Origin of the sequence: Micromonospora sp. NBC_01412, assembly GCF_045040215.1 — a bacterium.
In the GTDB taxonomy this organism is placed as follows: Bacteria; Actinomycetota; Actinomycetes; order Mycobacteriales; family Micromonosporaceae; genus Micromonospora; species Micromonospora rubida.
In genome coordinates this window covers 1,840,303-1,863,381 of the sequence record NZ_CP109528.1, presented here as the reverse complement: position 1 = coordinate 1,863,381, position 23,079 = coordinate 1,840,303, and the positions used below count along the sequence as shown (strand labels likewise).

The 23,079-nt window shown below is 71.9% G+C and carries 23 protein-coding genes; 14 read left to right on the top strand and 9 right to left on the bottom strand.

Features of this window, described 5'->3' with window-relative positions; translation table 11 throughout:
• Position 1 precedes the first annotated feature (1 nt).
• The 5 genes from OG617_RS08245 to OG617_RS08225 all read left to right on the top strand — a co-directional run bounded on the left by OG617_RS08245 (position 2) and on the right by OG617_RS08225 (position 4,605).
• Positions 2-931, top strand: a complete 930-nt coding sequence (locus tag OG617_RS08245) for a F0F1 ATP synthase subunit gamma (protein ID WP_396684199.1) — start codon at positions 2-4, stop codon at positions 929-931.
• Entirely contained in the window at positions 931-2,382 is a 1,452-nt protein-coding gene (gene atpD, locus OG617_RS08240; protein WP_396684200.1) for a F0F1 ATP synthase subunit beta, read from the top strand. The genes OG617_RS08245 and atpD overlap by 1 nt, the downstream gene beginning before the upstream one ends.
• A gap of 216 nt (positions 2,383-2,598) precedes the next feature.
• Complete coding sequence (locus OG617_RS08235; RefSeq protein WP_405100138.1) at positions 2,599-3,738, top strand: LCP family protein; 1,140 nt, start codon at positions 2,599-2,601, stop codon at positions 3,736-3,738.
• Positions 3,739-3,852: 114 nt separating this feature from the next.
• On the top strand, positions 3,853-4,137 hold the full coding sequence (locus OG617_RS08230) for a F0F1 ATP synthase subunit epsilon (protein ID WP_161685160.1): 285 nt from the start codon (positions 3,853-3,855) through the stop codon (positions 4,135-4,137).
• A 12-nt stretch (positions 4,138-4,149) separates the two neighbouring features.
• Positions 4,150-4,605: a DUF2550 domain-containing protein gene (locus tag OG617_RS08225; RefSeq protein WP_405100136.1), complete on the top strand. Its 456-nt coding sequence runs from the start codon at positions 4,150-4,152 to the stop codon at positions 4,603-4,605.
• A gap of 114 nt (positions 4,606-4,719) precedes the next feature.
• Here the strand turns inward: OG617_RS08225 and OG617_RS08220 are convergent, their stop codons facing one another.
• Together OG617_RS08220 and OG617_RS08215 are read right to left on the bottom strand one after the other, a co-directional pair.
• Positions 4,720-5,139 carry a VOC family protein gene (locus OG617_RS08220; RefSeq protein WP_405103555.1) on the bottom strand — a complete coding sequence of 140 codons (420 nt, stop codon included), beginning with the start codon at positions 5,137-5,139 and terminating at the stop codon, positions 4,720-4,722.
• Positions 5,136-5,708 (bottom strand): cob(I)yrinic acid a,c-diamide adenosyltransferase, encoded by a 573-nt coding sequence (locus OG617_RS08215; RefSeq protein ID WP_405100134.1) that lies wholly within the window; start codon positions 5,706-5,708, stop codon positions 5,136-5,138. The genes OG617_RS08220 and OG617_RS08215 overlap by 4 nt, the downstream gene beginning before the upstream one ends.
• Between OG617_RS08215 and murA the strand changes: the two genes are divergently transcribed.
• Positions 5,707-7,143, top strand: a complete 1,437-nt coding sequence (gene murA / locus OG617_RS08210; protein WP_405100132.1) for a UDP-N-acetylglucosamine 1-carboxyvinyltransferase — start codon at positions 5,707-5,709, stop codon at positions 7,141-7,143. The two genes, OG617_RS08215 and murA, sit on opposite strands and share 2 nt — an antisense overlap.
• Positions 7,144-7,295: 152 nt before the next feature.
• The gene (locus tag OG617_RS08205) at positions 7,296-8,144 is read left to right on the top strand and encodes a 3-hydroxyacyl-CoA dehydrogenase family protein (RefSeq protein WP_405100130.1); all 849 of its coding nucleotides are present in this window, start codon (positions 7,296-7,298) and stop codon (positions 8,142-8,144) included.
• A 40-nt stretch (positions 8,145-8,184) separates the two neighbouring features.
• Here the strand turns inward: OG617_RS08205 and OG617_RS08200 are convergent, their stop codons facing one another.
• The 3 genes from OG617_RS08200 to OG617_RS08190 form a co-directional block, all read right to left on the bottom strand.
• The gene (locus OG617_RS08200; protein WP_405100128.1) at positions 8,185-8,991 is read right to left on the bottom strand and encodes an alpha/beta hydrolase; all 807 of its coding nucleotides are present in this window, start codon (positions 8,989-8,991) and stop codon (positions 8,185-8,187) included.
• Positions 8,992-9,309: 318 nt separating this feature from the next.
• Positions 9,310-10,158, bottom strand: a complete 849-nt coding sequence (locus OG617_RS08195) for an ABC transporter permease (RefSeq protein WP_387015756.1) — start codon at positions 10,156-10,158, stop codon at positions 9,310-9,312.
• A complete protein-coding gene (locus OG617_RS08190) occupies positions 10,158-11,003 on the bottom strand; it encodes an ABC transporter ATP-binding protein (protein WP_405100126.1) in 846 nt (281 codons plus the stop codon). The genes OG617_RS08195 and OG617_RS08190 overlap by 1 nt, the downstream gene beginning before the upstream one ends.
• 163 nt (positions 11,004-11,166) lie before the next feature.
• On the opposite strand from OG617_RS08190, the gene OG617_RS08185 reads away from it, so the two are divergent.
• Positions 11,167-13,173: a protein meaA gene (locus tag OG617_RS08185; RefSeq protein ID WP_405100124.1), complete on the top strand. Its 2,007-nt coding sequence runs from the start codon at positions 11,167-11,169 to the stop codon at positions 13,171-13,173.
• Between the two features lie 20 nt (positions 13,174-13,193).
• Here OG617_RS08185 and OG617_RS08180 read toward each other — a convergent pair whose 3' ends face one another.
• Entirely contained in the window at positions 13,194-13,490 is a 297-nt protein-coding gene (locus OG617_RS08180) for a DUF1540 domain-containing protein (RefSeq protein ID WP_405100122.1), read from the bottom strand.
• A 105-nt stretch (positions 13,491-13,595) separates the two neighbouring features.
• Positions 13,596-14,588: a polysaccharide deacetylase family protein gene (locus OG617_RS08175; protein WP_405100120.1), complete on the bottom strand. Its 993-nt coding sequence runs from the start codon at positions 14,586-14,588 to the stop codon at positions 13,596-13,598.
• Between the two features lie 656 nt (positions 14,589-15,244).
• On the opposite strand from OG617_RS08175, the gene OG617_RS08170 reads away from it, so the two are divergent.
• Positions 15,245-15,838 carry a hypothetical protein gene (locus OG617_RS08170; RefSeq protein WP_405100118.1) on the top strand — a complete coding sequence of 198 codons (594 nt, stop codon included), beginning with the start codon at positions 15,245-15,247 and terminating at the stop codon, positions 15,836-15,838.
• 107 nt (positions 15,839-15,945) lie between these two features.
• On the opposite strand, the gene OG617_RS08165 is transcribed toward OG617_RS08170, so the two are convergent.
• Positions 15,946-16,563, bottom strand: a complete 618-nt coding sequence (locus OG617_RS08165; RefSeq protein ID WP_396683243.1) for a DUF4126 domain-containing protein — start codon at positions 16,561-16,563, stop codon at positions 15,946-15,948.
• Between the two features lie 71 nt (positions 16,564-16,634).
• Between OG617_RS08165 and nucS the strand changes: the two genes are divergently transcribed.
• Positions 16,635-17,294: an endonuclease NucS gene (gene nucS, locus OG617_RS08160; RefSeq protein ID WP_396683241.1), complete on the top strand. Its 660-nt coding sequence runs from the start codon at positions 16,635-16,637 to the stop codon at positions 17,292-17,294.
• A gap of 109 nt (positions 17,295-17,403) precedes the next feature.
• Here the strand turns inward: nucS and OG617_RS08155 are convergent, their stop codons facing one another.
• Positions 17,404-18,906 carry an aldehyde dehydrogenase family protein gene (locus OG617_RS08155; RefSeq protein ID WP_405100115.1) on the bottom strand — a complete coding sequence of 501 codons (1,503 nt, stop codon included), beginning with the start codon at positions 18,904-18,906 and terminating at the stop codon, positions 17,404-17,406.
• A 393-nt stretch (positions 18,907-19,299) separates the two neighbouring features.
• Between OG617_RS08155 and OG617_RS08150 the strand changes: the two genes are divergently transcribed.
• The 4 genes from OG617_RS08150 (at position 19,300) to OG617_RS08135 (ending at position 23,036) form a co-directional block, all read left to right on the top strand.
• The gene (locus OG617_RS08150) at positions 19,300-19,722 is read left to right on the top strand and encodes an FHA domain-containing protein (RefSeq protein WP_405100113.1); all 423 of its coding nucleotides are present in this window, start codon (positions 19,300-19,302) and stop codon (positions 19,720-19,722) included.
• Between the two features lie 212 nt (positions 19,723-19,934).
• Positions 19,935-21,725, top strand: a complete 1,791-nt coding sequence (locus OG617_RS08145; protein ID WP_396683235.1) for a 3-hydroxyacyl-CoA dehydrogenase family protein — start codon at positions 19,935-19,937, stop codon at positions 21,723-21,725.
• 162 nt (positions 21,726-21,887) lie between these two features.
• Positions 21,888-22,169 carry a hypothetical protein gene (locus tag OG617_RS08140; protein WP_405103553.1) on the top strand — a complete coding sequence of 94 codons (282 nt, stop codon included), beginning with the start codon at positions 21,888-21,890 and terminating at the stop codon, positions 22,167-22,169.
• A 66-nt stretch (positions 22,170-22,235) separates the two neighbouring features.
• Positions 22,236-23,036, top strand: a complete 801-nt coding sequence (locus tag OG617_RS08135) for an alpha/beta hydrolase (protein WP_405100111.1) — start codon at positions 22,236-22,238, stop codon at positions 23,034-23,036.
• The last annotated feature ends 43 nt before the right edge of the window (positions 23,037-23,079 follow it).

The window sequence follows — 23,079 nt, the reverse complement described above, 5'->3', positions numbered from 1 at the left end:
CATGGCGGCCCAGGTACGCGTTCTTCGTCAACGGATTCGCTCGGCGAAGGGGATGAAGAAGATCACCAAGGCGATGGAGCTCGTGGCGACGAGCCGGATCGCCAAGGCCCAGGCCCGGGTGCAGGCGTCCCTGCCGTACGCCCAGGCCATCACCGGCGTGCTCACCGCGCTGGCGTCCAACGCCCGGATCGACCACCCGCTGCTCACCCCGCGCGAGCGGGTGCGGCGGGCGGGCGTCCTGCTGGTAACCAGCGACCGGGGCCTGGCCGGCGGTTACAGCTCCAGCGCGATCAAGACGGCACAGTCGCTGATCGCCCGCCTGCGCGCCGAGGGCAAGGAGCCCGTGCTCTACGTCATCGGCCGCAAGGGCGTCGCGTTCTACCGGTTCCGGGACTGGCCGATCGCGGCGAACTGGACGGGCTTCTCGGAGCAGCCGACGTTCGCCGACGCCCGCGAGGTGGGTGACACGCTGATCAAGGCGTTCACCGCCGGCGCGGACGACGTGGACGGCGACGCCGGGGCTGACGGGGTGCTGGGGGTCGACGAGCTGCACATCGTCTACACCGAGTTCCACTCCCTGATGACCCAGACGCCGGTGGCGAAGATCATCGGCCCGATGCAGGTCGAGGACCGGCCACGGTCGGAGGGCCTGCTCCCGGCGTACGAGTTCGAGCCGGAGGCGGAGTCGCTGCTCGACGCGCTGCTGCCGAAGTACATCAACACGCGGATCTACGCGGCGTTGCTGGAGTCGGCGGCGAGCGAGTCGGCGGCCCGGCGGCGGGCGATGAAGAGCGCCACCGACAACGCCGAAGACATGATCGAGAAGTACACGCGTGAGATGAACTCGGCCCGCCAGGCCGGGATCACCCAGGAGATCAGCGAGATCGTCGGCGGCGCGAACGCGCTCGCCGCGTCGGGAAGTGAAGTGTGATGACTGTATCCGCAGTTGCTGGTGGACCAGCTGAGACCAAGACGGCCACGGGTCGCGTGGTCCGGGTCATCGGCCCGGTCGTCGACGCCGAGTTCCCGCGCGACGGCATGCCGGCCCTGTTCAACGCCCTGCACGTCAACGTGACGCTGTCCGGCGGCGAGAAGACGCTGACCCTGGAGGTCGCCCAGCACCTGGGTGACAACCTGATCCGCGCGATCTCGATGCAGCCGACCGACGGCCTGGTCCGCGGCACCGAGGTGCGCGACAGCGGCTCGCCGATCACCGTTCCGGTGGGCGACGCGGTCAAGGGCCACGTGTTCAACGCGATCGGCGAGTGCCTCAACCTCACCGAGGGCGAGACGCTGAACCCCGACGACCACTGGGGTATCCACCGCAAGGCCCCGGCCTTCGCGGACCTGGAGCCGAAGACCGAGATGCTGGAGACCGGCATCAAGGTCATCGACCTGCTCGCCCCGTACGTCAAGGGCGGCAAGATCGGCCTGTTCGGCGGCGCGGGCGTGGGCAAGACGGTGCTCATCCAGGAGATGATCACCCGGGTGGCCCGGAACTTCGGTGGCACGTCGGTGTTCGCCGGCGTGGGTGAGCGCACCCGTGAGGGCAACGACCTCATCGCCGAGATGACCGAGTCCGGCGTCATCGACAAGACCGCCCTGGTCTACGGCCAGATGGACGAGCCGCCGGGCACCCGGCTTCGGGTCGCCCTCTCCGCGCTGACCATGGCGGAGTACTTCCGCGACGTGAAGAAGCAGGAGGTGCTGCTCTTCATCGACAACATCTTCCGCTTCACCCAGGCCGGTTCCGAGGTGTCCACCCTGCTCGGCCGCATGCCGAGCGCCGTGGGTTACCAGCCGACCCTGGCCGACGAGATGGGCGAGCTCCAGGAGCGGATCACCTCCGTCCGGGGCCAGGCCATCACCTCGTTGCAGGCGATCTACGTGCCGGCGGACGACTACACCGACCCCGCTCCGGCCACCACGTTCGCCCACCTCGACGCGACCACCAACCTGGAGCGGTCGATCTCCGACAAGGGCATCTACCCGGCCGTGGACCCGCTGGCGTCCTCGTCCCGGATCCTCGCCCCGGAGTTCGTCGGCGCCGAGCACTTCGCGGTGGCCACCGAGGTGAAGCGGATCCTGCAGAAGTACAAGGACCTGCAGGACATCATCGCCATCCTCGGCATCGAGGAGCTCTCCGAGGAAGACAAGATCACCGTGCAGCGCGCCCGGCGGATCGAGCGCTTCCTGTCGCAGAACACCTACGCCGCCGAGCAGTTCACCGGCGTCGCGGGCTCGACGGTTCCGATCGCCGAGACCATCGAGGCGTTCAAGAAGATCAGCGAGGGCGCGTACGACCACTTCCCCGAGCAGGCCTTCTTCATGTGCGGCGGGCTTGAGGACCTGGAGCGCAAGGCCGCGGAGCTGATGAAGTAGACGATCGTCACACCATCGAGGACCGCCCCGGTAGCCAACGGGGCGGTCCTCGCTCATCTACAGGCCCTATGATCTCCGCTGTCCGGTTGCCGAGCCGGTGGTCGCGTGGGCGGGGTACCGTCGATCCGCGCCGTCCCCCGGCGAGTGACAAATACTGCAACCTTTCGGCTGCGTGCGCCCGTCTCCTCTTCGTGGGCGTGACGAACGGAGAATCTTGTGGGTAAGGCCGGCAAGAGCGGCGGGAAGAAGCCGTCGGTGTGGTCGGGCGTGCCGAGGTGGGCGCGGGTGTGCACGGTGTTCGGCGCCGTGCTCATGTTGCTCAGCGGTGCCGTGCTGGTGGGCTACGAGGCACTGTTGTCCCGGTACGAGGGCGCGGTCGGCAAGGGCGACCTGTTCGGCGATCAGGCCGCGGGCGCCCAGGAGCGCAAGAGCAACATCAAGGGCCCGCTCAACATCCTGCTGGTGGGCATCGACCCGCGCGATCCGGAGACCCCGCCGCTGGCGGACTCGGTCATGGTGCTGCACGTGCCGGCCGAGCTGGACCGGGCGTACCTCTTCTCGCTGCCCCGCGACCTGCGGGTCGAGATCCCGAAGTTCAGCAAGGCGGAGTTCCACGGCGGCACCGACAAGCTCAACGCCGCGATGTCGTACGGCAGCCGGGTGCCGGGGCAGAACCCCGACGCCGCCCGGGGCTTCGAGCTGCTGGCCAAGACCGTGCAGCAGGTGACCGGGATCGAGCGCTTCGACGCCGGCGCGATCATCAACTTCACCGGCTTCCAGAAGATCGTCGACGCGATGGGCGGCGTCGACATGTACATCGAGCGCGAGGTGCGCTCCGAGCACCGCGAGCCGAGCGGGGTGCACCGCAAGGGCAACCCCTACGGCGATGGCTACATCGGCCCCCAGGCGGTCTACAAGAAGGGCAACCAGCACCTCAGCGGCTGGCAGGCGCTGGACTACGTCCGGCAGCGGTACCCGAAGAACGGCGTCCCGGACGCCGACTACGGCCGGCAGCGGCACCAGCAGCAGTTCATCAAGGCGATGGTCAGCCAGGCGTTCAGCGCCGACGTGGTGACCAACCCGATCAAGCTGGACAAGGTGATCCGGGCCGCCGGGCAGTCGCTGATCTTCAACGGCCGGGGCAGCGGTGTGGTCGACTTCGCGATCGCCCTCAAGTCCATGCGCGCCGACAGCGTCGAGCTGATCAAGCTGCCGGGGGAGAACATCGGCACCGGGTCGGCGTACCGGGGGGAACGGCTGCTGCCCGAGGCCGAGGACTTCTTCACCGCCTTGGAGAAGGAGCAACTGGACGCGTTCCTGCTGGAGCATCCGGACTTCCGCAACAAGACGAAGTAGCGCTCCGGCGGCGCGGTCCGGGCGCGGGTGGCGCAGCTTACGCCACCCGCGTTCGGCGTCTGCGGGGGGCGCGACTAGACTTTCGACAATCCGCCGCCGCAGCAAGGAGACAGCGTGGCAAAGCAGCTTCACGTCGAGCTCGTAGCCGTCGAGGAGAAGGTCTGGTCCGGTGAGGCCGAGATGGTCGTCGCGCGGACGACCGAGGGTGAGCTGGGTGTGCTGCCGGGGCACGCGCCCCTGCTGGGCCAGCTCGCCGAGCCCGGCCAGGTCCGGATCAAGCTGGCCAGCGGCGAGCAGGTCTCGTACGAGGTGGCCGGCGGCTTCCTCTCCGTGAGCAGCGAGGGCGTCACCGTGCTCGCCGAGAGCGCCACCCCGGTCTCCGCCCCGCAGAGTCGCTGAGCCGACCCGTCGATGGAGATCGTGGAGGGGATCGGGATCGGCTTCGCCGCCGTGATCGCCGCTCTGCTGATCCTCTTCGCCCGCCGGGCGCTGGTCACCCGCACCGGCGGGATCATCCGGCTCAGCGTCCGGGTCTCCACGATGCTCGACGGCCGGGGCTGGTCGCCCGGGTTCGGCCGGTTCGCGGGCGATGAGCTCCGGTGGTACCGGATGTTCTCGTTCGCCCTGCGCCCCAAGCTGGCGCTGTCCCGCAAGACCCTGACGGTCGAGCGCCGGCGGCTGCCCGAGGGGCAGGAGCGCCTCTCCATGCCCGCCGACTGGGTGATCCTGCGGTGCACCAGTCAGCACGCCCCGGTGGAGATCGCCATGGCCCGTTCCACCGTCACCGGCTTCCTGTCCTGGCTCGAGGCCGCCGCACCCGGGGCGGCCTCGCCCCGTCTGGCATCCCAAGACTGGCCCGCCGCCTGACCCCACCCCCACCCCCGCGATCTTGTACTTAGGCCCCGGGCGTAACGGACAAAGGGCGCGCTACCGGGGCCGTTACTGCAAGATCGCCGGAGGCCCGAGGGGTGCCGTGCGGGGTCAGCCGGTGGAAGCGGTCAGTTCGACCTCGTACCCCTGGGTGTTCGTCAGGTAGGCCGCGTAGGTGTCCGGGCCCCCGGCGTGCGGGTGGCGGTCCGGGAAGAGCAGCGTCCAGCCGTGGGCCGGCGCGGCCGCGACCAGCCGGTCCACGGCGGCCGGCGGGCCGGCGTGGAAGGCCAGGTGGTTCAGGCCCGGGGCGAGCCGGTCGTGGTTTCGCCCGGACAACGCGGGGGACTCCTCCAGCACCAGGTACGTCGGGCCGAGCCGCCAGGACCGGCCTGCCGGCCACTCCTGGAACGGCGTCCAGCCCAGCTCGCCCAGCAGCCAGCCCCAGCCATGCACCGCGCCGGCCAGGTCGGGCACCCAGACCTCGACGTGGTGCAGGGCCCCGACCGGGTCGCGGGCGGCGTCGACGCTCAGCGCTTACCGCCTGGCACCCACAGCACGTCTCCTGCCGGATTTGCCGCTCTTGACAGGATAAAGAGCAGATCGGAGAGCCGGTTGAGATACTTTGCCGGGAGGATGCTGGTCCGGTCGGGGTCCTGCGCGACCAGCGCCCATGCCGCACGCTCGGCCCGCCGGGAGATCGTCCGTGCCACGTGCAGGAGCGCCGCTCCTGCGGTGCCGCCGGGGAGGATGAAGGAGTCGAGCTTGCTCAGGCGTGCGTTGTACTCGTCGCACCATCCTTCGAGGCGGTCGACGTACTCCTCGGTGACCCGCAGCGGCGGGTACTCCGGGTCCGGCTCCACGGGGGTGGACAGGTCGGCTCCGACGTCGAACATGTCGTTCTGGATCGACTCCAGCACCGCCCGCAGCTCGTCGTCGAGCTGCCCCAGCGCGATCGCGACGCCGATCGCGGCGTTGCACTCGTCGACGTCCGCGTACGCGGCGATCCGCGGATCGGTCTTCGGCACCTGCTCGTTGTTGCTCAGCCTGGTCATGCCGGCGTCGCCGGCCCTGGTGTAGATGCGCGTGAGGTGGACGGCCATGACGCACAGCCTACGGATACCCGACCTGACCATCCCCGCTCGGCCGACTCCGACCCGGCCGGCCGGGGTCGGCCCCGGCGACGCCGGAGACCCGGCGGTCAACGACGTCGACGTCATCCGGGTCTCCGGGAACGCCCGGCTCGCCGGGACGGTGCACGTGGTCGGGGCGAAGAACTCGGCCCTCAAGCTGATGGCCGCCGCGCTGCTGGCCCCCGGGCGCAGCGTCATCACGAACGTCCCCCGGATCACCGACATCGCCATCATGGGCGAGGTGCTGCGCCGGCTGGGGTGCGGCGTCCGGTTCGACGCGGACGAGCCCGTCGACCCGATGGTGGCCCGGGGCGGGGTCGCCCGGTCCCGGTCGGTCACCGTCGACGTGCCGGACCGGCCCGGCGCGGAGGCCGACTACGACCTGGTCCGCCGGCTGCGCGCGTCGATCTGCGTGCTGGGCCCGCTGCTGGCCCGCCGGGGGTACGTCCGGGTGGCCCACCCCGGTGGGGACGCCATCGGCTCCCGGGGGCTGGACATGCACATCGCCGGGCTGACCCGGATGGGCGCGGACATCTCCGGCGAGCACGGCTTCGTCATCGCCGCCGCCCCGGACGGCCTGCACGGCGCGGAGATCGTGCTCGACTTCCCCAGCGTCGGGGCCACCGAGAACCTGGTGATGGCCGCCGTGCTGGCCCAGGGCACGACGGTGATCGACAACGCGGCCCGGGAGCCGGAGATCGTGGACATCTGCTCGATGCTGATCCGGATGGGTGCCCGGATCGAGGGGGAGGGCACCTCCACCCTGCACATCGATGGGGTGCCGGAGCTGCGGCCGGTGCGGCACGCCACCGTCGGCGACCGTATCGTCGCCGGGACCTGGGCGTTCGCCGCCGCGATGACCCGGGGGGACGTCACAGTGACGGGGATCGACCCGGGGTTCCTGGAGGTCGCGCTGGACAAGCTGATCTGCGCCGGCGGCCTGGTGGAGACCCGCGGCGAGGCCTTCCGGGTACGGGTCGACGAGCGCCCCCGGGCGGTGGACGTGGTCACCCTGCCCTACCCGGGCTTCGCCACCGACCTGCTGCCGATGGCGATCGGGCTCGCCGCGGTCAGCGACGGCGCGTCCCTGATCACCGAGAACATCTTCGACGGCCGGTTCATGTTCGCCAACGAGATGATGCGGCTCGGCGCGGACATCAAGACCGACGGCCACCACGCCGTGGTCCGCGGCCGGGACCGGCTCTCCGGGGCGCCCGTCCGGGCCACCGACATCCGGGCCGGCGCCGGTCTGATCATCGCCGGGCTCTGCGCCGACGGGGTCACCGAGGTCTCCCACGTGCACCACGTCGACCGCGGCTACCCGGATTTCGTCGCCGACCTGCGGGCGCTGGGCGTGGAGGTCGAGCGCGGCAGCGTGCCGGAGGAGCCGGCGCTGGAGATCTGACCGCGGCAGCTCCGACCGCGACGCGGGGGGTCCCGGCCGCCCCGCCGCCGCTGGTTCCCCTTGCCAGCGGTCGGGTGCCGGCTGGCTTAGCCATCGTTCAGGGTCGCCGACTAGGGTGCAGGCAGACACTCAATCAGGCGAGGGAGAAGCAGATGGCGGGTCGACTCGCGGTCGTCGGGGCCGGGCTGATGGGCTCGGGTATCGCCCAGGTGGCGGCGCAGGCGGGCTGGCAGGTGACGCTGCGGGACCTGGACGACGCGGCCACCGGGCGCGGACTGGCCGGCATCCGGAAGTCGCTGGACAAGTTCGCCGAGAAGGGCAAGATCGAGGCCTCCGAGGTCGAGGCGACGCTGGGCCGGATCACCCCGACCACCGACCTGGAGGCGGCCGCCGACGCGGACATCGTCGTCGAGGCGGTGTTCGAGCGGCTGGAGATCAAGCACGAGGTCTTCCGGGCGCTCGACAAGATCTGCAAGGCCGACGCGGTGCTCGCCACCAACACCTCGGCCATCCCGGTCACCCAGATCGCCGCAGTGACCGAGCGCCCGGAGGCGGTCGTCGGCACCCACTTCTTCTCCCCGGTGCCGATGATGAAGCTCTGCGAGCTGGTGCGCGGGTACAAGACCAGCGACGAGACCCTGGCCACCGTGAAGGCGTTCGCCGAGGAGATCGGCAAGACCGTCGTCGTGGTGAACCGGGACATCGCCGGGTTCGTCACCACCCGGCTGATCGCCGCACTGGTCGTCGAGGCGGTCAAGCTGGTCGAGTCCGGCGTGGTGTCGGCCGAGGACCTGGACACGGCCTGCAAGCTCGGCTTCGGCCACGCGATGGGCCCGCTGGCCACCACCGACCTGACCGGCGTGGACGTGCTGCTGCACGCCTCGAAGAACATCTACACCGACACCGCCGACGAGAAGTTCTTCCCGCCGGAGCTGCTCCAGCGCATGGTCACCGCCGGCGACCTGGGCCGCAAGACCGGCAAGGGCTTCTACACGTACTGACGCCGCGCTGACCCCTGATCCGTTCCCGCCCGGGGCCGGGTCAGGGGCGCGGCGGTGTGAGGGCCGCGCCCAGCAGGGCGAAGGCGTCCGGGACGACCGTGCCCCAGTAGCCGAAGTTGTGCCGGCCGTCGGCGTACTCGGCGCGGACCGGGGGTTCGGGCAGGGCGCGGGCCAGCGCCCGCACGTCGCGCAGCAGGCCGTCCTGCCGGCCGCACCAGAGCCCGATCGGCGTGCCGCGCAGCCGCTCCACGTCGGTGAAGACCGCGTCCCCGGGGCGTACGGCGGGGGAGAACGCGGCCACCGCGCGCAGCCAGCCGGGGAAGGTCTCGGCGAGCAGCAGCGATCCGAAGCCGCCCATCGACCAGCCCCAGGCGGCGACGCGGCTGGTGTCGAAGCCGCGCTCGGCGCACCAGGCCGGCAACTCCTCGCGCACCATCCGCTGCGGGTCGTCCGCCCCGGAGCGCCGCCAGGAGAGCCGGCCGCCGGTCGCCCCGGCGAGCACGAACGGCGGAGCGCCCCGGCGCACCGCGTCGGTGAGGAACCGGGCGAGCCCGAAGCGCGCGTAGTCGCGCGGGGTGGAAGACGCGCCGTGCAGCACCAGGCAGACCGGCAGCCCTCGCCCGTCGCCGTGCCCGGCCGGCACGGCCGTCCAGAAGTCGACGGTACGGCCCCGGGCCGCCGACTGCCGCCGGAGCAGCCGTTCGTCGCCGGCCGGAGCGTCGGGCAGCGCCGGTGTCGGCCCCGGGCGTGGACGGGTCAGCTCCCGCGCCGTCGCGCCGCCGGCCACGGCCAGCGCCGCTGTGGCGGCCCCGGCCAGGAGCAGCCGTCGCCGCGTCGGTCCCGCCACCACCGGCACAGTCTGTCAGCCCCGGCCTCAGCCCGCCGCCCCGCCGGACGCGAGATCACCCCCGCGTGCGTGGGGAGCAGGAGCACCCGGGGCTGTCGACACCCGGCTGACCGGATCGAGTGCAGAGGCAGCCCGAAGGGAGCCACTGCGTGACCACCGCGACCTCCACCTCGCGCCGTGGCTCATCAAGACGTCACTGGGTTCCGCGACCGGATCATGCCCGGCGGCCGGCGGTGCAGGCTCCGGCCCGACCACGGCGGCGAGTGCTCCCGGCGGCCGAGGACGCGGTGAGGGGCGGGCCGGTGGGGCGGGGAGCCCTCAGCCGTCGCGCTTGGTGGTCCAGCGGAAGGTGGTGAGGCAGAGCACCAGGCCGATCACGCACCACAGGGCGAGGACGATGGCGACCCGGCCCAGCTCGAAGGAGCCGCTCGGCTCCTGGACGCCGAAGCTCTCCGGCAGGAAGACCGACCGCAGCCCCTGGCACATCCACTTCAGCGGGAAGAGGGCCGCCACCTGCTGCATCCAGCTCGGCAGGTTGGTGAAGACGAAGAAGACCCCGGAGGTGAACTGGAGCACCAGGGCGATGGGGGTGACCACGGCGGAGCCGCTGCGCGCCGTGCGGGCCAGCGAGGAGATCGCGATGCCGCACAGGGTGCACGCGGTGACCCCGAGGAGGGAGACCCAGCCGAAGGTGAACCACTTGCCGGCCGTGGCGGGCAGCTTCAGGTCGAACATGGCGACCGAGACGGCGAGCAGCAGGGCGGTCTCGGCGACGCTGATCGCCACCACCATGAGCACCTTGCCGGCGAACCACACCCACTTCGGCATCGGGGTGCCCCGGTAGCGCTTGAGCACCCCCCGGTCCCGCTCGATCGGGATCCAGATGCCGAGGTTCTGGAAGCTCCCCGTCATCAGGCCGGTGGCGATCATGCCGGTGATGAAGTACTGCGTGTAGCTGACGCCCGGGGCGATCTCGTCGTTGAAGATGGCCGCGAAGATCAGGATCATGATGATCGGGAAGCCCATCGTGAACACGACGGACTCCCGGCTGCGCATGAACTGGGTGATCTCCAGCCGGCCCTGGCGCAGGGCGAGCGCGCCCGCCCCGAGCCGGCGGGCCGGTGCGGCGGGGTCGACCGGGGCCGCCGGCCTGGTGGTGGTGGTCATCAGTGTCCGATCATCCTCAGGTAGACGTCTTCCAGGGTCGGCCGGGTCACCGTGAGCCCGGGGACCTCGCCGCCGAAGCGCGCGGCCAACTCCGCCACCAGGGCCGTCGGCGTCGCGCTCTCCGCGGTCTCCACGACCCCCTCGGGGGTACGCCAGGAGACCGTCGTCAGGGCCTCCTGCCGGTTGCCGAGCCGGTTCGGCGGGGCCACCTCGACCAGCCGTCCGGCGGCGATCACCCCGACCCGGTCGGCCAGCGCCTCGGCCTCGTCCAGATAGTGGGTGGTGAGCACGATGGTGGTGCCGGCGGCGGCCAGGTCCCGGATCAGCTCCCAGAACTCGCGCCGGGCCTCCGGATCGAAGCCGGTGGTCGGCTCGTCCAGGAACAGCAGCTCGGGGCGGCCGATGATGCCGAGCGCCACGTCGAGGCGGCGCTTCTGCCCGCCGGAGAGGGTGTGCGTGCGGGCCTTCGCCTTGGCCCCCAGGCCGACCCGCTCGACGACCTTCGCCGGGTCGTCGGCGCCGGGGTAGAAGCCGGAGAAGTGCGAGACCACCTCGGTGACGGTCAGCTCGTCGAACTCGCCGGTGCCCTGGAGCACGATGCCGACCCGGGACCGCCAGTGCGGCCCGGGGTGGGCGGGGTCGCTGCCCAACACGGAGACCTCTCCGGCGTCGCGCTGCCGGTAGCCCTCCAGGATCTCCACCGTGGTGGTCTTGCCCGCGCCGTTCGGCCCGAGCAGGGCGAACACCTCGCCGCAGTGGACCGCGAGATCCACGCCCGCCACCGCGACGTTGTCGCCGTACGCCTTGCGCAGCCCCCGGACGGAGATTGCGAGCTCGTCATCCATGACGTCAAGTGTGCGTCGTGCGGGACGATCCGTGGTGCCCGGGGTGCCGGCCGTCCCCGCGCGCTCCGGCGCTGTTCAGGCTGCCGCGGCCGGCCTGGCGTCCCATGGACCTGTGCGGTTTTTCACCACCCCAAGTGACTTAACGGTAACTTAGACTCCCGTCATGGACGAGAAGGCTCCCCCCGGCCGGCTTTCCGAGCGCGAGCGTCCGTGGGTGATGCGCACCTACGCCGGGCACTCCTCGGCCACCGCGAGCAACGCGCTCTTCCGCCGCAACTTGGCGAAGGGGCAGACCGGCCTGTCGGTTGCCTTCGACCTGCCCACCCAGACCGGGTACGACCCGGACCACGAGCTGGCCGCCGGCGAGGTCGGCCGGGTCGGCGTGCCGGTGGCCCACCTCGGCGACATGCGGGCCCTCTTCGACGGCATCCCGCTCGCCGAGATGAACACGTCCATGACCATCAACGCGCCGGCGATGTGGCTGCTCGCCCTCTACGGCGCCGTCGGCGCGGAGCAGGGCGCCGAGCTGGCCCGCTGCGCCGGGACCACGCAGAACGACATCATCAAGGAGTACCTGTCCCGGGGGACGTACATCTTCCCGCCGGCCGCGTCGCTGCGGCTGACCGCCGACGTCATCGCGTACACGCTGCGGGAGATGCCCCGGTGGAACCCGGTGAACATCTGCTCGTACCACCTCCAGGAGGCCGGCGCGACGCCGGTGCAGGAGGTCGGCTTCGCCCTGGCCACCGCCGTCGCCGTGCTCGACGCGGTGCGCGACGCCGGCCAGGTGCCAACCGAGCGGATGGGCGACGTGGTCGCCCGGATCTCGTTCTTCGTCAACTCCGGGGTGCGCTTCGTCGAGGAGATCGCCAAGATGCGCGCGTTCGGCGCGCTCTGGGACGAGATCACCCGTGAGCGGTACGGCGTCACCGACCCGAAGCAGCGCCGGTTCCGGTACGGCGTGCAGGTCAACTCGCTCGGCCTGACCGAGGCCCAGCCGGAGAACAACATCCAGCGGATCGTGCTGGAGATGCTCGGCGTCACCCTGTCCCGGGACTCCCGCGCCCGCGCGGTGCAGCTCCCGGCCTGGAACGAGGCGCTCGGCCTGCCCCGGCCGTGGGACCAGCAGTGGTCGCTGCGCATGCAGCAGGTCCTCGCGTACGAGTCGGACCTGCTCGACTACCCGGACCTGTTCGCCGGCTCGCACGTGATGACCGCGCTGGTCGACGGGATCGTCACCGGCGCCCGGGCCGAGCTGGACAAGGTGCTGGAGATGGGCGGCGTGGTGGCGGCCGTCGAGACCGGGTACCTCAAGAGCGCGCTGGTCGGCTCGCTGGCCGAACGCCGCCGCCGGCTGGAGGTCGGCACCGACGTGGTGGTCGGCGTCAACCGGTTCACCGAGACCGAGCCGTCGCCGTTGACTGCGGCCGGCGCCGAGGCGATCGAGCAGGTCGACCCGGCGGTCGAGGCGGCGGCCGTGGCCTCCGTACGCGAGTGGCGGTCCGGCCGGGACGACGCGGCGGTCGACGCGGCGCTCGACCGGCTGCGCGCGGACGCCGCGACCACCGCGAACCTGATGCCGGCGACCCTGGCTTGCGTGCGGGCCGCAGTGACCACCGGCGAGTGGGCCGGCGCGCTGCGTCAGGTCTTCGGCGAGTACCGGGCACCGACCGGGCTGGCCGGCGCGACGACCGGGGTGAACGGCGGCAGCGGCCTGGCCGCCGTCCGGGAGCGGGTCGCCACCACCGCCCGCGAGCTGGGCAGTGGCCGGCTGCGGCTGCTGGTCGGCAAGCCCGGCCTGGACGGGCACTCCAACGGGGCCGAGCAGATCGCGGTACGCGCCCGCGACGCCGGCTTCGAGGTGGTCTACCAGGGCATCCGGCTGACCGCCGGGCAGATCGTCGCCGCCGCCGTGGAGGAGGACGTCGACCTGGTCGGCCTGTCCGTGCTCTCCGGATCGCACCTGGACGCCGTGCCGGCGGTGCTGGACGGCCTGCGCGCCGCCGGCCGGGGCGACCTGCCGGTCGTGGTCGGCGGCATCATCCCGCCCGGCGACGCCGAGACGCTCCGCGCCGCCGGGGTGGCCCGGGTGTTCACACCGAAGGACTTCACGCTCACCGACATCATCGACGACCTCGTCACGGTCGTCCGCTCAGCCAACGGCCTGTGAGCAGTCCCGCGGTACGTGTGTCAGCGGCCGTCGTACGTCATGCAGTCGGCCATGTCGTTGTCGGGGCCGACCCGGATCGCCGGAGCGTGGCACTCCAACTGGGAGTTGTGCCGGCAGTCCGACCGCTGACACGCGCCCACCTGGGCGATCAGCGTCTCGATGCCACCGCGGACCGGCATCTCGACGAAGGTGTGGCAGTGGGCGTGGTCCGCGCTGCCGATCGTGATGGCGAACGCGTGGCAGTCGCCGGTGCTGTTGTAGGCGCAGGCCGCGACCACGCATTCCTCGACGCGGGGCATTTCCATCGCCGTAGTCATGACGACCTCCTCCGGGTTCTCCTCGGCTCCTCCCCGATACTAGGCTTTTGTCACATTTGATACTGGTGATCGGCCAGCCCGGCCACCCGCTCGCGGTGGCCGTGGTCAACCGGCGGGGCCGGGCGGCGTCGCCGCCAGCACCTCGGAGAGCGGAGCCGGGGTGAGACCCTGGTCGGCCAGCCCGGCCAGGATGTGCGGCAGCGCCTCGTCCGTCATCGGGGCGTTCGCCTCGGTGACGTGCAGGACGACGACGGAGCCGGGGCGCACCCGGGACAGCACCGCGTCGACGATCGGCCGCCAGGACCGCGCGAACGGGTCGCCGCTGACGACGTCACCGTCCACCACCGTGACGCCCAACGGCGCCAGCTCGGTCAGGGCCGCGCGATCGTGGCAGAGCCCGGGAAAGCGGAAGTACCGGGTCTGCCGCCCGCCGTACGGGGCGATCACGTCGAAGGTCCGGGCCACGTCGGCCGTCATCCGCTGCCGGGGGATCGTCGGCAGGTGGTAGCAGTCCGCCGTGAAGGCGAGATGGCCGTACGTGTGGTTGGCCAGCTCGAAGCGCGGGTTGGCGGCCAGCCGACGGGTGACGTCGGGGTACTCCTCGACCCACTTGCCGGTGAGGAAGAAGGTGGCCGGCACCCCTTCCCGCTCCAACAGGTCGACGATCGCCAGGTTCGCGTACGACCGGACCGCGCCGCTGCGCAGTTGGTACCGCATCGAGTCGGTCATGTCCGCGTCGAAGGTGAGCGCCACCTTGTCGCCGGTACGCGGCCCGTGGTCCACCACCGGCGGCAGTCGCCCCGCCCGGCTCGCACCCGGCACCGTCCCCGTCCCTGTCCCCGACCCTGGGTCGGGCCGGCCGGTCGGGACGGGTGACGGTGCCGACGGTGCCGGCTGTCCGGTCGGCTCCGCCGAGCCCCCGGCCGGGGCGGTACGCGGGCTCCCGGAGGCGATTGCGGCCCCCGAGGCTTCCGGCGCCCGGACGATGGCGGTGTGACCGGTTTCGCGTACGAGGGTCGGCGCGGCCAGCAGCGCGGCGACGCCGGTCAGGGCGGCGAGCGTCGCCACCAGTGGGACGCGGGAGTTTTTCACGTGCACCGGCAGATGATCTCAACGAACCACCCCCACCCGCTGACCCACCCACCCCACGCCCATTCCACGCCCCACCCGCCTTCGGTTCCACCCCGCCTTCGGTTCCACCCCGCCGTCGGTTCCACCCCGCCGTCGGTTCCACCCCGCCCCGCCCCACGCCACCACCCACCCACTCACCTAGCCCTTGCTCCTTTCGCCCCCTCCGCCCCATCCGCGACCTACCGACCGATTCCGCCAGGCACCCAGCGGCGGTGATCAAGAGGTTTACGTCAGGTTTGCGCCCCGAACCCGACGCAAACTTCTTGATCACCGGGCAAAGGGCGGGGCGGGGGTGGGTGGGGTTGGGGGTTTTGGGGGGTTTTGGGGTGTGGCCGGGGGCATCCGGTCGGCGGAACATCGGGCGGGGCGGGGTCGTTACACATGGCAGACGATCGAGTAGCGCACGCCGCTGCTGAGCTGCCCGGACCCCGGTGACCCCCGCCGGGGAATGAGGGTCGGCCGCCGGTCGTTACACCTGGACCCGCCACCACCAGCACCCCCCGATGCGGTGAGCTGTCGGATGGCTTTCCCCCTGAATCTTTTGGGCGCCTCGACGTGGTGCTCACACCCCTGTCCCTCCCCCGGGACGGTGATGTGTCGACCCCCGATTGGAGTCACCCCCCATGAACACGATCACGCGTAAGAGCGTTCTCGGAATCGCCGGTCTCGCCTTCGCCGGTGGCATCTTCGCCGGCCCGGCCACGGCCCACGCCACCCCCACCACCGAGTCGACCCCGACCGCCGTCGCCGTGCAGGCCGACAAGCCCGGCGTCGACAAGGCCACACTCATCCCCCACGGTGTGCAGGGCAAGCAGTCCCGCATCGACCTCGGCGACGAGCAGACCGCCAACGTCAAGGCCATCATCGCCGCCACGAAGAAGGCCGGCCTCAACGAACGCGCCGCCGTCATCTCCATCGGCACGTCCCTGCAGGAGTCGAAGTTGGAGAACCTGGGTCACCTGGGCGACCGCAACGACCACGACTCGCAGGGTCTGTTCCAGCAGCGTCCGACCTCCGGGTGGGGTACGCCGGAGCAGATCACCGACCCGGAGTACTCGACCCTGGCGTTCCTGAAGGGGTTGAAGCAGGTTGACGGGTGGCAGGACATGCCGCTGACCGAGGCCGCGCAGACCGTCCAGGTGTCCGCCTACCCCGACGCGTACGCGCAGTGGGAACAGCAGGCCGCCGACCTCGTCACCCAGCACTGGAACAGCTGACACCCAGCACCACCGCACCACCGCACGGCCAACTGGCCGGGTCCCCGAGAACGGGGGCCCGGCCAGCGGCGTCTGCGGGAACAGGGTCCAGGGAGGGTGGTGGGTAGTCAGACGCGGAAGCCGGCGGCGCGGGCGGCCTGGCGTTCGCGGCGGCGGTCCTTGCGGCGGCGAAGGAACCAGAAGAGGAAGAGGACGAAGCCGACCAGGAAGGCCAGCACCAGCACCGGCAGGATGATCGCGACCAGGGACATCACGACGCTGGTGGCGTCCTCGGCGGTGCTCGCGACCGGGGCGCCGACACCGGCGGTGGTCGCGTTGATCACCGGGCGGGCGGCGGACTTGAGCAGGTGTACGCCGAAGGCGATGAGCACGCCGGTCACCACCGGCACCCATTGGTTGGACGAGAAGAAATGGCCGGGGTCGCTGACCGTGACCGTCTCGGAGCTGGAGCCGGCACCGAAGGCCAGCCCTCCGGCGGTCGGCCGCACCACCGTCTGGACGACGTCGTTGACGTGGTCGACGATCGGCACCTTGTCGGCGACGACCTCGACGGTGAGCAACACCGCGAGGATCACCATGACCCAGCCGTTGCCGAGCCACTGCCAGCCGCTGGGAAGGTCGATCAGGTCGGTGTAGCGGGCCAGCAATCCCATGGTGAGCAGGGGTATGTAGGCGTTCAGGCCCGCCGATGCGGCGAGCCCGGTACCCGTGAGCACTTCGAACACCGTCTCAGCATGGCACCGCCACGCCAGTGCCGCTCGACGGCGGAGGTCGGGGTCTCCGCTACCCTCGTCGGGTGCGGCTGGTAATTGCGAAGTGCTCGGTGGACTACGTCGGACGGCTCTCGGCTCACCTGCCGCTGGCCACTCGCTTGTTGATGGTGAAGGCGGACGGTTCGGTGTCGATCCACGCCGACGACCGTGCGTACAAACCGTTGAACTGGATGAGCCCGCCCTGTCGGCTGGAGGAGGCCCCCGGTGTGTGGCGGGTGGTGAACAAGGCCGGCGAGGAGTTGCGGATCACCCTGGAGGAGATCTTCCAGGACACCTCGTACGAGTTGGGCGTCGACCCGGGCCTACGCAAGGACGGCGTCGAGGCGCACCTGCAGGAGCTGCTCGCGGCCAATCCGACCGCCTTGGGCGAGGGGTTCACCCTGGTCCGTCGGGAGTACATGACGGCGATCGGGCCGGTGGACCTGCTCTGCCGGGACGGCTCGCAGGGCGCGGTCGCCGTCGAGGTGAAGCGGCGCGGCGAGATCGACGGGGTGGAGCAGCTCACCCGCTATCTCGAACTGATGAACCGCGATCCGCTGCTCGCCCCGGTCAGCGGCGTCTTCGTCGCCCAGGAGATCAAGCCGCAGGCCCGGGTGCTGGCGACGGACCGGGGTATCCGATGCGTGGTGGTCAACTACGACAAGCTGCGCGGCATCGAGCGCGACGAGCTGACCCTGTTCTGACCGGCCCGCCCCGCCGGCCCGCCGAGCGCGCGGCTGGCGCGGCTCGGTCAACGGTGCGGCGGGTCAGGACGCGGTTGGTAGCGGTGCGGCGGGTCAACGGTGCGGCTGGTCAGCGGCGGCGGCCGTACACCAGTTTGGTGACCTTGATCAGGCGGGCGACGTCGGCCGGGGTGCGTTCGAAGGTCATCGCCGGCAGCAGCGACCGGGCCCGGCGGCGGGTGACCGCCTTGGCCCGGCCGAACTCGCGCAGCCCGTCCTCGCCGTGGATCCGGCCGAAGCCGGAGTCGCCGACCCCGCCGAACGGCAGGGTGGACATCCCGGCGAAGGTCAGGGTGGAGTTCACCGCGGCCATCCCGGAGCGCAGCCGCCGCGCGATGGCGACCGCCCGCCGCCGACCGAAGACCGAACCACCCAGGCCGTACGGGAGGGCGTTGGCGCGGGTGAGCGCCTCTTCAGCGTCGCGGACCCGGTTGATGGTCAGCGTCGGGCCGAAGGTCTCCTCGCGGACGGCGACGGAGTCCTCCGGCACCTGTACCAGCACGGTCGGGTGCACGTACGGCGGCCGCACCGCGTCCGCGCCGCCGAGCACGGCCTGACCGCCCCGGGCCAGCGCGTCGTCGATGTGCCGGCGGATCACGTCGAGCTGGGCGGGCATGGTGATCGGGCCGATGTCAGCCCCCTCGGCGCCGACGGTCAGCCGTCCGGCCCGCTCCACCACCTTGCCGACGAAGGCGTCGAAGACGGGCTCCACCGCGTACACCCGCTCGATGCCGATGCAGGTCTGGCCGGCGTTGGTGAGCGCGCCCCAGACGCACGCCTCGGCGGCGGCGTCCAGGTCGGCGTCGCTGTCGACGATCATGGCGTCCTTGCCGCCGGCCTCCAGCAGCACCGGGGTCAGCGACTCGGCGCAGGCCGCCATCACCTTCTTGGCGGTGGCCGTCGAGCCGGTGAAGGCCAGCTTGTCGACCCCGGAGCGGCACAGCGCCGCCCCGACGTCGCCGAGGCCGTGCACCACGGTGAACACCGGGTGCTCCGGCACCACCTCGGCGAAGGCGTCGGCCAGCCACTGCCCGACGGCCGGGGTGTACTCGCTGGGCTTGAGGACGACGGCGTTTCCGGCGGCGAGCGCGTACGCCGTGGATCCGATCGGCGTGAAGACCGGGTAGTTCCACGGGCCGATCACCCCGACCACCCCGTACGGCACGTATTCCAGGTGGGCGGAGAACTCGGCGAGGATGAGCCGGGAGCGCTTCCGGCGCGGCCCGAGCACCCGGCCGGCGTTGCGGGCGGCCCAGTCGATGTGCTCGATCGCGGTGAGCACCTCGACGATGGCGTCGGGGACGGGCTTGCCGCCCTCGGCGTGCACCAGCTCGGCCAGCTCCTCGATCCGCCGGGCCAGCATGCCGCGCCAGCGCAGCAGCCGCTCCCGGCGGCCGGTGAAGCCGAGCCCGGCCCACCAGGCCGCCGCCTCCCGGGCCCGGTCCACCGCCGCCGCGACGTCGGCCGCTGCCGCGACCGGCAGCCGTCCCACCTCCGCGCCGGTGGCGGGGCTGGTCGACACCAGCCGACCATCCTCGATGACCGGGGTACCCGGGACACGCACAGCCGTCATGGCGGAAGTCTAGACCCGGAAGCTACCCGCTGGTAGGTCTCGGTGGCCTGGAGAGCCGGATGCCCGAGAGCCATGTGCGGAGCGCCGGGTGCCGGGGAGGCGGGTGCCTGGTGGGCCGGGCGCGGAGAGCCATGTGCGGAGCGGCGGGTGCCGGTGGCCCGCGAGGCCGGCGTCGCGCCGCCCGGAAGCCACTCCCGGACGGTCCCGGGGCCGGTGGCGTCGGCGGTGCGGAAACCCGACTGAAGGGACGGGCCGGACGGCTCTGGCGGGAGCCGAACCGGCTAACCGGAGATAACCGGGCGGGGTCGCGGAGGTGACCGGCCGGTGGTGGGGACGGCTACGGCGTGATGGCACGCTGACGCCGGGACACCGGGAGCTGGAGGCTGACCGTCCATGGAGGATCTTCCGGAACTGATGCCGCTGCTGACCGTGGCGGGCGGACCGATGCGTGGGGCGAGCTTCCGGCTCCGCTCGGAGCCGCAGGTGATCGGCCGCGCGTCGACGGCGAACATCGCCGTCGACGACCCGCACCTGAGCCGTCAGCACGCCAGTGTGCGGTTGACCGTCGGCGGGGTGACGCTGGTGGACCTGGGCTCCACCAACGGCACCTGGCTCAACGACCGGCGGATCGACGGGCCGGAGCAGCTCTCCGACGGGGACGTGATCCGGCTGGGCCGCACCGAGCTGCGCTTCTTCGACCCGGGTCTGGCCCGGACCGACCCCGTTGGGCTGCGGCTGAGCCCTGCTCTGCGGAGCCGTGACCGCCGCCCCACCCTCCCGCTGCCGCTCGCCGTCCCGCCCTCCGCCCGCACCTGAGGCCGCCCAGACCGCCGGCCGCGCCGCCCGCCGAGCCGGCCGCCAGCTCACATCCGTGACCGCCGGCCGCGCCGCTCCCGTCCTAGGCGCAGACGGTGTCCACGCTCGTGAAATACCCCACCGTGACTCGACAACCGAACGTCACGTGGCAGACTCGCGCGCATAACCCTAGTGACCGTTCAGCGGTCGCGTGGAGCATTGGGAGGCGGGTCGTGGCGCGCGAGTTCACCAGCGTGGGTGTCGTGGGGCTGGGCACCATGGGCGCGGGGATCGTCGAGGTCTTCGCGCGCAACGGCATCGACGTGGTCGCGGTCGAGATCTCCGACGGGGCCCTGGAACGCGGCCGGGCCAACCTCACCGGATCGACCGACCGGGCGGTCGCCCGGGGCAAGCTCGCCGAGGCAGATCGGGACGCCCTGCTCTCCCGGGTGGACTTCCAGGTCGGCCTGGACGCGCTGCACTCGGTGGACCTGGTGATCGAGGCGGTCCCCGAGCACCTCGACCTGAAGCAGCGGCTCTTCGCCGAGCTGGACCGGATCTGCCGGCCCGAGACGATCCTGGCGACCAACACCTCCTCGCTGTCGGTCACCGAGATCTCGGTCGCCACCGGGCGGCCGAACCAGGTCATCGGCATCCACTTCTTCAACCCTGCCCCGGTCATGAAGCTGGTCGAGGTGGTCCGCACGGTGGTCACCTCCGCCGAGGTGGTCGCCGACGTGGAGGCCCTCTGCGCCCGGCTCGGCAAGGTCGACGTCACCATCAACGACCGGGCCGGCTTCATCGCCAACGCGCTGCTGTTCGGCTACCTCAACCACGCCGTGGCGATGTACGAGTCGCACTACGCCACCCGCGAGGACATCGACGCCGCCATGAAGCTCGGCTGCGGCCTGCCGATGGGCCCCCTCGCTCTGATGGACCTGATCGGCCTCGACACCGCGTACGAGATCCTGGACACCATGTACCGGCGGGGCGGGCGGGACCGCCGGCACGCGCCGGTGCCGCTGCTCAAGCAGATGGTCACCGCGGGGCTGCTCGGCCGCAAGTCCGGCCGGGGCTTCTACACCTACGAGCGGCCGGGCTCCCCGAAGGTCGTACCGGACGAGCGGACCCCGGCGGCGACGGGGCCGGCGCTGGCCGACGGCGCGCGGGCCATCGCGAAGGTCGGGGTGGTCGGTTCCGGGACGATGGCCACCGGGATCATCGAGGTCTTCGCGAAGGCCGGCTACGAGGTCGTCTCGGTGACCCGGGGCGCGGAGAAGTCCGCGAAGGTCTGCGAGGCGGTCAAGACCTCGCTGAACAAGGGCGTGGTGCGGGGCAAGCTCAGCGAACACGACCGGGACGCCGCCCTCGGCCGGGTCGCCTGGTCGGCGACCCTGGACCACCTCGCCGACGTCGACCTCGTCGTCGAGGCCGTGGTCGAGGAGTTGAGCGTCAAGAAGGCCCTGTTCGCCAGCCTCGACGAGATCTGCAAGCCGGGCGTCGTGCTCGCCACGACCACCTCCTCGCTGCCGGTGATCGACGTCGCGATGGCCACCCACCGGCCGGCCGACGTGGTGGGGCTGCACTTCTTCAACCCGGCGCCGGTCATGCCGCTGGTGGAGATCGTGCGGACCATCCGCACCTCCGAGGAGACCACCGTCACGGCCCGCGCGGTCTGCGCGGCGCTGGGCAAGACCGGCGTGGTCTGCGCCGACCGGTCCGGCTTCGTCGTCAACGCGCTGCTCTTCCCGTACCTGAACGACGCGGTGCGGATGCTGGAGGCCAGCTACTCCAGTGCCGACGACATCGACCACGCGATGAAGCTCGGCTGCGGCTACCCGATGGGCCCGTTCGAGCTGCTCGACGTTGTCGGCCTCGACGTCTCGCTGGCCATCCAGCGCGAGCTGTACCTGGAACTGCGCGAGCCCGGCTTCGCCCCGGCCCCGCTGCTGGAGCACCTGGTCACCGCCGGCTACCTGGGCCGCAAGACCGGGCGCGGGTTCCGCGACCACACCCGCCGCTGAGCGGGTGAACGCCGGGCGGGCGTCACCCCGGCGTACGCCGAGGGGCCTCGCCGGGGCCCGGCTCGCCGACGACCTCACCAGGCCCGAGGCCTGGAACTGACCGTACGCTTGGTGACTGTGAGCCCCCGTCGCAACCGCCCCCGCCGGGACGAGCACGTCCAACTGAACGCCGACCAGGCCCGACACGGCGTGCCCACCGTGCAGCAGTGGCGCGACGGCGACTGGCAGGTGCGCGGAATCAGCGGCGGGGCGTCCGCCAAGACGTACCGCTGTCCGGGCTGCGACCAGGAGATCCGCCCGGGGGTGGCGCACCTGGTGGCCTGGCCGGCGGACGACCGGGGCGACCTGACCGACCGCCGGCACTGGCACAGCGGCTGCTGGCGGGCGCGGGACCGGCGCGGCCCGGGAATCCAGCGCGGCCGGGGCGCCCCCCGGTACGGCTGAGCGATCTGGATCACTCCGTTTCCGCCCCGCCGGGCGTCGACGGCGGCGGCGCGGGAGACTGGGACGGTGAGCACACCGATCCGCGCGTCGTCGATCCTGCCCGGGCACCGCGAGGACATCGAGCTGCACACCGCGGACGGTCTGCGGCTCGTCGGCGAGCTGGCCCGGCCGGTGGACCGGGAGCCGGTCGGCACGCTGGTCTGCCTGCACCCGCTGCCCACCCACGGCGGGATGATGGACAGCCACGTGTTCCGCAAGGCGGCTTGGCGGCTGCCGGCGCTGGCCGACCTGGCCGTGCTCCGGTTCAACACCCGGGGGACCAGCAGCCTGCGCGGCACCAGCGAGGGCGCGTTCGACAACGCGGTCGGCGAGCGCTTCGACGTGGCCGCCGCCATCGAGTACGCCGAGTTCGCCGAGCTGCCGAACATCTGGCTGGTCGGCTGGTCGTTCGGCACCGACCTGGCGCTGAAGTACGGCTGCGACCCGGCGGTGGCCGGGGCGATCCTGCTCTCCCCGCCGCTGCGCTTCTCCGCGCCCGGCGACCTCACCCACTGGGCAGAGAGCGGCAAGCCGCTGACCGCCCTGGTGCCCGAGTTCGACGACTACCTGCGCCCCGACGAGGCCCGCGAGCGCTTCGCGGCGGTGCCGCAGGCCGAGCTGGTCGGGGTGCCCGGCGCGAAGCACCTGTGGGTCGGCGACGCCGAGACCGTGCTCGACGAGGTCGTCCGCCGGGTCAACCCGGCCGCCCCGCTGCCCCTGCCGCGCACCTGGGACGGCCCGATGGAGACCGGCGACGTCAGCGCGTACGCCGATCGGACGGTCGCGTCCTTCGCCGACACCCCGGTCCCCGGCCCGCGCGCGGACTGACCCCGCCGCCCCCGAGCCGGGCGGCCCGTCGGCTCGGGGCGCC